The following is a 9,154-nucleotide window of genomic DNA, read 5'->3' as shown; positions in this document are numbered from 1 at the left end:
CTGCGCCCGGGCAGCGATTTGACCCTGGTGGGTTACGGCTCTTCCACCTGGACCTGCATGGAGGCCGCCGAGCGGCTGGCGGAGCAAGGAGTCGAAGCCGAGGTGGTCGACCTGAGAACCCTGGTGCCCTTCGACGAAGCGACGGTGGTGGAGTCGGTCCGGCGCACCCACCGAGCCCTGGTGGTCCACGAAGCTCCCCTCACCGGCGGTTTCGGCGCCGAAGTGGCCGCCCGCATCGCCGACGCCGCCTTCCCCTGGCTCGACGCGCCGGTACGACGCCTAACCTATCCGGACTTCCCAGCCCCCTTCGTCAAGAGCTTAGAGAAGGAACTTCTTCCGACAAGTGATAAAGTTGTCGCAGAAAGTCAGCGGCTACTCGATTTCTGAGTATCGTCGGCTTTCGGACGATGAATTGTAGTCCGGCCCTCAGGGATTGACCGGGCGCGGTAGATGCCTACACGGCGAGAGCGCGGTTCAATGTCTACCGCAAGCTGATTGGCTCCTCGAGCCAACGCCTTGCCTTCTAACCGCCATCGGTGCATTTGGGCACCCTTGTACGCAAGATCTGGCGACATGTCGCGACCTTTGGATCGCGCTTGGCGACAATGGATTTTAGTTGTACAATCCGTGGGCGGCTGAGGCTGGCTGTGCCGCCCAGCTGTAAGCTTTTCAATTCTTTTCTTCATATTCGTTGATTTACTGAGCGAAGTACGGTCCTGGCCTTGTCGTTGAGGCTAGGGAAGCTACTGTTTACGGAACGACCGAGGTGAGCATGGAAGTCGTGGAACCCAACCCAGTTGAAGAGTATTTGAGCGGATTGTCGGCCCGCAAAGAACGAACCGCCCGCGAGGTCTTGGACCTGATGGCCGCCGAGATCGAGTGGCCCAAGGGACCGCGCGGGGGCAGTCGTAGCTATGACGGCGTCAACGCGCCTTGGTGGGAGCTCGAACCGGAAGAAGTGGTCCAACTGCGGGAGCGTCTGGTCAACGGAGAGTGGACCTCCGAGACCGACGGCGAGCCTTATTCTCCCCAGATGATCAATCGCTTTCTCAACTCCCTCCGCGGCGTCCTGCGCCAGTGCTGGAAGCAAGGTCTGATGCCCGCAGCCCCGTATCTGGAGTCGGCGGCCAAGCTCAAGACCGTTTCCGCCAACCCGCCTCGCTGATTCCCTCTGCTCCATCCGCCCCCCTTGCGGAGCTCTTCCGGGGCACGTAGCTTAGGGGCCACCGGCGATCTCTCTTCGAGACCGCGGGTCGCACCATGAGCTCTCGCCCTCCGACACCCCCCGCCCCCCGGCCTCCCTTACCCATCGACCCCTTGCTGCCGGAGCTGGCAGCAACCCTGCGCGAGCACCCCGCGGCAGTGCTGCGAGCGGAGACCGGTGCCGGCAAAACCACCCGCGTGCCCCCGGCCCTGCTGGCCCTCGGGGTCGCGCAAGCCGGCCGCGTGATCATGCTCGAGCCCCGGCGCATCGCCGCTCGCGCCGCCGCCCGGCGCATCGCGGCGGAGTGGGGCGTCGACGTGGGGGAGGAGATCGGTTACCAGGTCCGCTTCGATCGCCGCTGGGGCCCGCGCACCCGCATCCTCGTGGTCACCGAGGGCGTGCTGCTGCGCATGCTCCAAGCCGACCCTTTCCTCGACGGGGTCGACGTGGTGATCTTCGACGAATTCCATGAGCGGCGGCTGGACTCGGATCTAGCCCTCGCCATGGCCCGGCGGGTGCAAGAAGCGCGGCCGGAGCTGCGCCTGCTGGTGATGTCCGCCACCCTCGAAGCCCAGCCGGTGGCGAAGTATCTGGGGGATTGCCCGATCCTGGAAAGCGAAGGCCGCCGGTATCCGGTGGAGATCGCCTATCGAGAGGACGCCGAACGCACCTCCCAGCCGACGGACCCCCGGCGCACCGCCGAGACCGTGGCCCGAGCCGTGCCCCAAGCCTTCGAAGCCGCCGGAGGAGACTTGCTGGTCTTCCTCCCCGGCGTCGGCGAGATTCACCGGGTAGCCTCCATGCTGGAAGGCTGGAGCCGGGCCGAGGGAATCTCGGTGCTCCCCCTCTACGGCGACCTGGCCTCCGGCAAGCAGGATGCCGCCCTGCGCCGCCAGGATCGCCCGCGGGTGGTGCTGGCCACCAACGTGGCGGAGAGCTCCGTGACCGTCGAGGGGGTGCGCGGCGTGGTGGACTCAGGATTGGCCCGCACGTTGCGCTACGACCCGGCCTGCGGCCTCAACCGCCTGGAGCTGGGACGCATCAGCCGCGCCTCCGCCGACCAGCGCACCGGCCGCGCCGGCCGCGAGGCCTCCGGGTATTGCCTGCGGCTGTGGAGCGAGCACGAGCAACGGGGCTTGCCGGCCTGGGACACGCCGGAGGTGCGGCGGGTCGATCTGGCCGGCGCGGTGCTTCAACTCGCCGCCTGGGGAGAAACGGCCCCATCGGCGTTCCCTTGGTTTGAGGCGCCGGACGCCCCGGTGCTGGAGCAGGCTCAGGAGCTGCTCCGCCATCTGGGCGCCCTCGACTCCCGCGGCGGCGCCACCGCCCTGGGCCAGGCGCTGGTAAAGATCCCCACCCAACCCCGGCTGGCTCGGCTGCTGGTGGAAGCTCAGCATCGGGGCTGTCTGCGCCGGGGCGCCCTGGCCGCCGCGCTGATGGCGGAGCGATTGCCCTTCGAGCGTGGCTGGCAAGGAGGTCGCGGGCATTCTTCGTCGGATTTGCTAGACCGGGTGGAGGCGCTGGAACAATTCCGCCACCGCCGCCATGCCCCTGCCGGCCTCAAGGAAGGCACGGCTCATCACGTCCTACGCTCCGCACGCCAGCTGGCCGGAGCCGCCCGGAGGCAGGTTGACGGAGGGAACCAGCCCAAGGCTCCCGACGACGAAGATTCTTTCGAGGCCCTCTCCCGCTGCCTGTTGGCGGCGTTTCCGGACCGCTTGGCGCGGCGGCGGGAAGCCGGCAACCCACCGGCGGAAGCGGGCGGGCGAGGATCCGGCAGCGAGGTACGGGGCTTGATGGTCGGTGGCCGCGGCGTGCGCCTCGCCCCCTCCAGCTCGGTGCGCGGAGCCGAGCTTTTCCTCTGCCTGGACGTGGACGCCGGCCGCCGCGGCGAGCGCACGGAGGCGTGGGTGCGCCAGGCCTCGGCGGTGGAGCGGGACTGGCTGCCGGAGGAGCTGCTGAGCACGGCGGTGGAGGCGGAGTTCGATCCTCAACGCCGGCGGGTGGTGGCCTGGCGGCGGCGGCGGTTTTTGGATCTCGTGGTGGAGGAGACGGAGCATCCGGTGCCGGAGGAGCAGGCGGCGGAGGTCTTGGCGGCGGCGGCGTTGGAGCAGCCGGAGGCAGCGCTGGCGCTGGACGATCCGGAAGTGGCCAGTTTTCTGGCGCGGGTGGAGAGCCTCCGCCACTGGCGGCCGGAGTTGGAGCTGCCGGTCTTTGGTCGGGAAACCTGGGCAAGGCTGCTCCCGGTGCTCAGCGTCGGCCGCCGCTCCTTCGACGATCTGCGCAAGGCGCCGCTGCTGGATTTTCTCCAGGGCATGCTCACGCCGCCCCAGCAGCAGGCTCTGAAGCGAGAAGCACCGGAACGCTGGAAGGTCCCCAGCGGCAGCCAGATCCGCCTGCGCTATGAACCAGGCAAGCCCCCCATCCTCGCGGTGCGCATCCAGGAGCTTTTCGGTTTGCGGGAAACCCCCAAGGTCGCCGGCGGTCGCGTGCCGGTCCTGATGCACCTCCTGGCCCCCAACCAGCGCCCGCAGCAGGTGACCCAGGATCTGGCAAGCTTCTGGGAGAACACGTACCCGGAAGTGCGCAAGGAGCTCGCCGGCCGCTACCCCAAACACGCCTGGCCCGAAGACCCCCTCACCGCCACGCCTGAGCACCGGCCGCGGCGGAAACGTTCCTAGCCCTTTCGGCCTGCCCGCTGCTGGGGCTTCTCGAGACCCGACGGGGCAGCCCGGAGCCTGTTCGATCCTGCGCGCGCTGCTCAAACACTTCGCGCCCTGGCGGGCGCTACGAGCCCTTCGGGTTGAGTTCGCATCGTGCTCGGCTCGAACAGGCTCCGGGCTGATGGTCGGGTGACACTGGTGCTTGTCTCAGCTCGCCCACTTTGACGTCCTCGACGCGACTGAAGCAACAGCCTTGAACAGGTACGACGACGAGGTCAGCTGAAAAAGGGAACCGGCCCTTCCCGCCCTTGATCCGCGAGCCCCCTCGAACCGAGCACGTCGCGAACCCAACCCGAAGGGCGCGAAGCGTTTGAGCGGCGCGCACAGGGTCGAGGGGGCTTGCGGATCTCCTGTCGGGAACCCCAACCCCGTCAGCGAGCACCCGCAGCATCGAGCCTCTGGAGAGCGTCCCTCAGCGAGGAGGGATCTTCGACCTCACCTACCCCATGCCGCCAATACCGCCGCGCTTCCTCAACCCGCCCCAGCTGCAAGAGCGCCTGCCCCAGGTTGAGATAGGCCTTTCCGTGCCGGGGATCCAGCGCCAGAGTCCTGCGGAACTCCTCCGCAGAAGCCTCCAGCTGCCCCTGGAGTGCCAGGGCCACTCCCAAATCGAAGCGAGCCTCCACCAGATTGGGCCGCAAATCGAGAGCCTGGCGGAAGAGCTCTTCCGCCGCCGGGAAGCGCTGTTGCACCATCTCCGTCTTACCCAAGTTGTAAAGCGCCTCCGGACTCTCCGGCTCCAGCTCCAGCGAGCGACGCAAGTGCTCTCGCCCCGCCTCCAGCTTGCGGCCAGACGCCAGGGCAACCCCCAAGCGGAGATGTGCCACCGCGAGCTCCGGGTGAGCGTCGACGACCCTCTGCAGCGTCGCCACCGCATCCCCAACCCGCCCCGCCTGCAGCTGCCCCTGAGCCAAGTCCAGATACGGCTCTGGCGCCGTCGTCTGGGCCGCTGCTAGAGCCTTCTCCAACCGCCCCAGGCTGGTCATGCTGCCCCCGCGCACCATCGCCACCGCCCGGTAGACCTCCGCCTCGGCTTCCGAGCCCTTCGCCTCCGGGAACACGAACTCGATCCCATGGACCACCCGGGAGCGCTCCTCCAGCGGTTCCACCAAAGCCTCGAGATCCGGTGGCGGTAGACCGATGCGGTGATCCGTCATCACCACGCCCACCACGTCCTCCGTCCGCCGCCGCGGCATGTGGCAGCCGACACAATTGTCCAGGGCGATGTCCTCCGACCCCGCCGGGCGCGGGCCTCCTGCCTCCTGCGCGCCGCATTGCTCCACCTGATGGCAGTTCAGGCAAGCCTGACGGTAATGCTCCGCTCGCCCGGCGGCGGGGACCTTGTGATGGGGATCGTGGCAGCTCAGGCAGGTGAGCTGCGGCTGGCCGGCCTCCATCGTTTCCAGATAGCAGGGACTCTGGAACATCCGATACGGATGATGATTGATCTCGAAGCGCTCCTCCTGCGGGCGATCCTCCACCACGTCCAGCGGCGCGACATAGTCCGACAGCGGCTCCCCCGGCCGATACGAATAATCTCCCCGCCCGAAGCGCCGCACCCCCGAGAGCGCCACCGATGGCTGGAAATGGCACTGCAGGCAGACTTCCAGGCTGCGCCCCGGGCTCAGCCGGCTCGGGTTCAGCACCGCCGCGCGCACCGCCGCGTCCTCCTCACCGGCGATCACCGCTTCCACATGCTCCTTGCCCGGCCCATGGCAGCGCTGGCAGCCCAGGCCCTGGGGCAGCTCGTGGGGATAGGTTTGGGGGTCACCGTAGTCGTCCGTGCCCGCCGCCACGTCCGGATAGCCGTTGTGGCAGAACATGCACTCCCGGCGGGTGCGCCGCAGCGTTCCTTGGTGGTCTTCATTGTCAAAGCCCGGCGCCATGGCCCAGCTTTGGGATTGGGTGTACCAGGCCACCGGCAGCTGGTACAGCTCTCCCCACTCCGTCTGGTAGAGATAGCTCCTGGAGGTGTGCCCCGAGCCCAAAATCCAATCGACCTTCTGCTCCAACTCGTTGATGGGCTGGCCGTCCTCCGCCAGCTGGTAGCGGCGCATCACCAACTCGTCGCCGCTGCGCCGGATCTCGTAGTGGCGCCGCGACGGCGAGTGATAGAAGCCGGTGTTCTCGAAATCCTCGATGGCCTCCCGTGCCCCGGGGCGGTAGAACGCCTGGGCCATGCCCACGGCCTGGTAGGAGCGGTAGAGGTCCCCGTGGCAGCGGGCGCAGGTTTGATCGTCGACATAGCCGCCGGCGAGGCCCAGGGCGCGGGGCTCATCGGGAAGGAGCTGGTTCCCCTCCGCCGCCGTCTGCGCGGAGCGATCCACCGAACCTTCTGGGCTCGAAGCCACGGCCTCCACCGACGACGGGCCGGCCGATACCGCCGGATCCTCCGCCGCGCCCCGTTCCAGAGCCACCACCCCCAACACCAGCAGCACGGCGGCTACCAGCACGACGAGGAACGGGGAAAGCTTGCGGCGGAAAGTCATCATCATCCGAGGAAAATCTTAACCTAGCGAGGCGCTTCTGCGACCCGATGCCCGGGAGGATGTGGGGCCCGAGAGCCCAGCTACTCGTCCCAGGCTTCCAGCATCCGCCGCACCTCCCGAGCGATGGGAGCAGAGCGGAACACGTAGACCTCCGCCGGCAGGTCCTCCAACGCCTCGGGATCCGAAGCCAGGGACTTCGACAGCCCCAGGATCACATTCTCCGGCCCGTGACGGCGCAGCAGCTCCAGACGGCTCTTCACCGATCCCCGATTCCAGAATCCGCAGACCTCCATCCACACCTTGCGCCCCGTCGGCGGGTGGTGGAAGACGAAATCCGGCACCAGGATCCCCTGGCCGCCGAGATCGACGATCTCCGCCTCGGTAGAAACCTGCCACTCCGTCTTCAGCTTCTCGAACTGCTCCGGCAGCCAGCTCACCTCTTCCGGCCGCCACTGACCGGTGAGGCGGCTGATGGGCTGGAGGCCCTGCTCCGACGACAGCTCGAAGCTGCGATCCAGCCGCTTTTTGCCCCACAGCAGCTGCGCCTCCAACTGCCAGCCATCGAAGTGAGTCAGGGTCGGCAGGAAGCTGGCCATCTGGAGGCCGTAGCGGGTGCTCGACTGGAAGAGAGAGGCCGGGCCGTCGAGGGTGATGCGGTAGCCGCCGCCGGTGGCGCGGATGCGGTGCAGCAGCTGGAAGAATTTGAGCTTGCGGAAGAGGGCCCGATAGCGCGCCTGGGTCTGGCCGCGGATCTCCAGCGTCAGCTCCCGCGCCCGCAGCAGCACCGCCTGGGCCAGGGCCGTGTTGTAGCGGTGCAGCAACCATTCGCCGCTGCACTCCTCGAAGCGCTGGAGCACCTGCTGGTCCTTGAGGTCGGCGTAGAGCCCTCGCTCCAGCTCCTCCGGAGTGAGCGCCAGATCCGCCCCTACCTGCTCCAGCACGTCCTGGCGGAAGAGCAAGTCGCCGCCGTCGCCACTCCGGAACGCCTCCGCGGCGGCGGAGAACACCGCCTGGCGCAGCTCCTCCGGATCCCGCGGTGCCCGGGTGTCGAACTCGCAGCGGTCGAAGAGCAGCTTGGCCAGCCCGCGGTGCAGCAGGAAGGCGGTGCCAGTGCCCAGCAGCTCCTTGAGATCCCGGTCCAGCTCTCCCTTGGGCCGCTGCAGGTGACGCTGGAAGGTCTCCACCAGCTCCTTCGCCAGACGGCGGTATTCCTCGTTCCCGGGGTCGATGTAGCGCGGGTAGATCCGGCCCTTGCGCACCGACACCCGCACCAGGTCACTGGTAAGCACGGTGCCTCCGCCGCCGGCTGCTGACGAATTCCTCCGCCGTATCTTCCGCCACCACCTCGTAGAGCACTGCCTCCTTGCCCTCGCCGCGGCGCAGGATGCGGCCCAGCCGTTGGACATGCTCGCGCACGCTGCCGCTCCCGGAGAGCACCACTCCGACGCTCGCCGCCGGTACGTCCACCCCCTCGTTGAGCACCTTGGAGGTGACCAAGAAGGGATACTCGCCGGAGTTGAAGGCCTGGAGGATGTGGTGCCGCTCCTTGACCTTGGTCTGGTGGGTGATGGCAGGGATCAAAAGCCGCTGAGAAATGCGATAGACCGTGTCATTGTCGGCGGTGAAGACCAGTACCCGATCGTGCCGGTGGCGGCGCAGCAGCCGTTCGAGGAGCTGGAGCTTGCCGTCCGACGCCTCGGCGATGCTCTTCTGCCGGCGGTAGGCGAGGAAGGCCCGGCGGCCCTCCTGGCTCTGGGAGGAAAGCATGAGGAAGCGATTCCACCCCCCCGGCGCTCCCAGCCGCAGGCCGTGGCCCTCGACGAACTCGCGGTAAATGCCCCGCTCGGCGGCGTATTCCTCCCGCTCCTCCTCCGACAGGCGCACCTGCAGCCGCACCGTCTCGTATTGGGCCAAATACTCCCCGGCCAGCTGGTCGATCTCTTTGCGGTAGACGACGGGTCCGATGAGGTCGTCGTAGCGCCAGTGCAGCCCGTCCTCTCGCTCCGGCGTGGCGGTGAGACCCAGGCGAAAAGGCGCCAGGGAGGCCTCGGCGGCGAGAGCGTAGGACGGTCCCGGCAGGTGATGGCATTCGTCGAAGACCAGGAGCCCGTACCGGTCCCCCAAGCGATCCATGTGCAAGTAGGCAGAGTCATAGGTGGTGACGGTCAGGTCCTCAAGCTCGTGGTAGCCGCCCCCCAGCAGACCGATGGTGCGGTCGTAGCTCGTGTCGAGGACGCCGTACCACTGCTGCATGAGGTCGAGGGTCGGCGTCACCACCAGGGTGCTGCACCGCGCCTTCTCCATCACCAGCTGGGCAACATAGGTCTTGCCGGAGCCCGTGGGCAGCACCACCGTGCCCTGGCCTTTGGCCTGCCACCAGGCGTCCACCGCTTCTTGTTGATGGGGAAAAGGCTCGCGCAGGAGGCGCGAAGGCAAGGCGTCGAATTTCTCGTAGGCCCGGGCGCTGTCTTCGAGCTCCAGGTCGCTCTTGCGCAGCGCCAGGATCAGCTCCCGATAGCGCCACGCTGGCGCCCGCCAGGCCTCGACTCGTTTGTCCCAGCGAAATCCCCGAGGCTCCAGAGCCGAGGATTCTTGCTCCCCGCCAGTTTGCGCCAGCAGGGTGCCACGATCGAAGGAGAGGCGAATCAACGGTGGTGGCCTAGGCAAACTGGTGGGGGGGGGGCCACCCCACACGAGACCATGGGGCGAGGCGGCCGGGGGTGGGGCACCCCCCCCCC

At 67.8% G+C, this 9,154-nt stretch carries 6 protein-coding genes; 3 read left to right on the top strand and 3 right to left on the bottom strand.

Annotation, left to right across the window (positions count from 1 at the left end; all coding sequences use genetic code 11):
- From SX243_23655 to hrpB, 3 genes are all read left to right on the top strand, one after another.
- Positions 1-387: transketolase C-terminal domain-containing protein (locus SX243_23655; protein MDY7095982.1), on the top strand; the 387-nt coding region annotated here is incomplete at its 5' end.
- A gap of 379 nt (positions 388-766) precedes the next feature.
- Positions 767-1,165, top strand: coding sequence for a hypothetical protein (locus SX243_23650; protein MDY7095981.1), 399 nt, complete (start codon positions 767-769; stop codon positions 1,163-1,165).
- Between the two features lie 95 nt (positions 1,166-1,260).
- On the top strand, positions 1,261-3,885 hold the full coding sequence (gene hrpB, locus SX243_23645) for an ATP-dependent helicase HrpB (protein ID MDY7095980.1): 2,625 nt from the start codon (positions 1,261-1,263) through the stop codon (positions 3,883-3,885).
- A 413-nt stretch (positions 3,886-4,298) separates the two neighbouring features.
- Here the strand turns inward: hrpB and SX243_23640 are convergent, their stop codons facing one another.
- The 3 genes from SX243_23640 to SX243_23630 all read right to left on the bottom strand — a co-directional run bounded on the left by SX243_23640 (position 4,299) and on the right by SX243_23630 (position 9,065).
- Positions 4,299-6,422, bottom strand: a complete 2,124-nt coding sequence (locus SX243_23640; GenBank protein MDY7095979.1) for a tetratricopeptide repeat protein — start codon at positions 6,420-6,422, stop codon at positions 4,299-4,301.
- 74 nt (positions 6,423-6,496) lie between these two features.
- Entirely contained in the window at positions 6,497-7,705 is a 1,209-nt protein-coding gene (locus SX243_23635) for a DUF790 family protein (protein MDY7095978.1), read from the bottom strand.
- A complete protein-coding gene (locus tag SX243_23630) occupies positions 7,692-9,065 on the bottom strand; it encodes a DEAD/DEAH box helicase family protein (protein ID MDY7095977.1) in 1,374 nt (457 codons plus the stop codon). The genes SX243_23635 and SX243_23630 overlap by 14 nt, the downstream gene beginning before the upstream one ends.
- Between the last annotated feature and the right edge of the window lie 89 nt (positions 9,066-9,154).

Source organism: Acidobacteriota bacterium, assembly GCA_034211275.1.
GTDB lineage: Bacteria > Acidobacteriota > Thermoanaerobaculia > Multivoradales > JAHZIX01 > JAGQSE01.
Note: the sequence above shows the minus strand (reverse complement) of the source record. Positions and strands in the feature narration are given on the sequence as shown.

What these genes read in the sequence shown, in the direction of transcription:
- hrpB (MDY7095980.1), top strand. Translation starts at nt 1,261, where the DNA reads ATGAGCTCTCGCCCTCCGACACCCCCCGCCCCCCGGCCTCCCTTACCC.
- SX243_23640 (MDY7095979.1), bottom strand. Translation starts at nt 6,422, where the DNA reads ATGATGATGACTTTCCGCCGCAAGCTTTCCCCGTTCCTCGTCGTGCTG.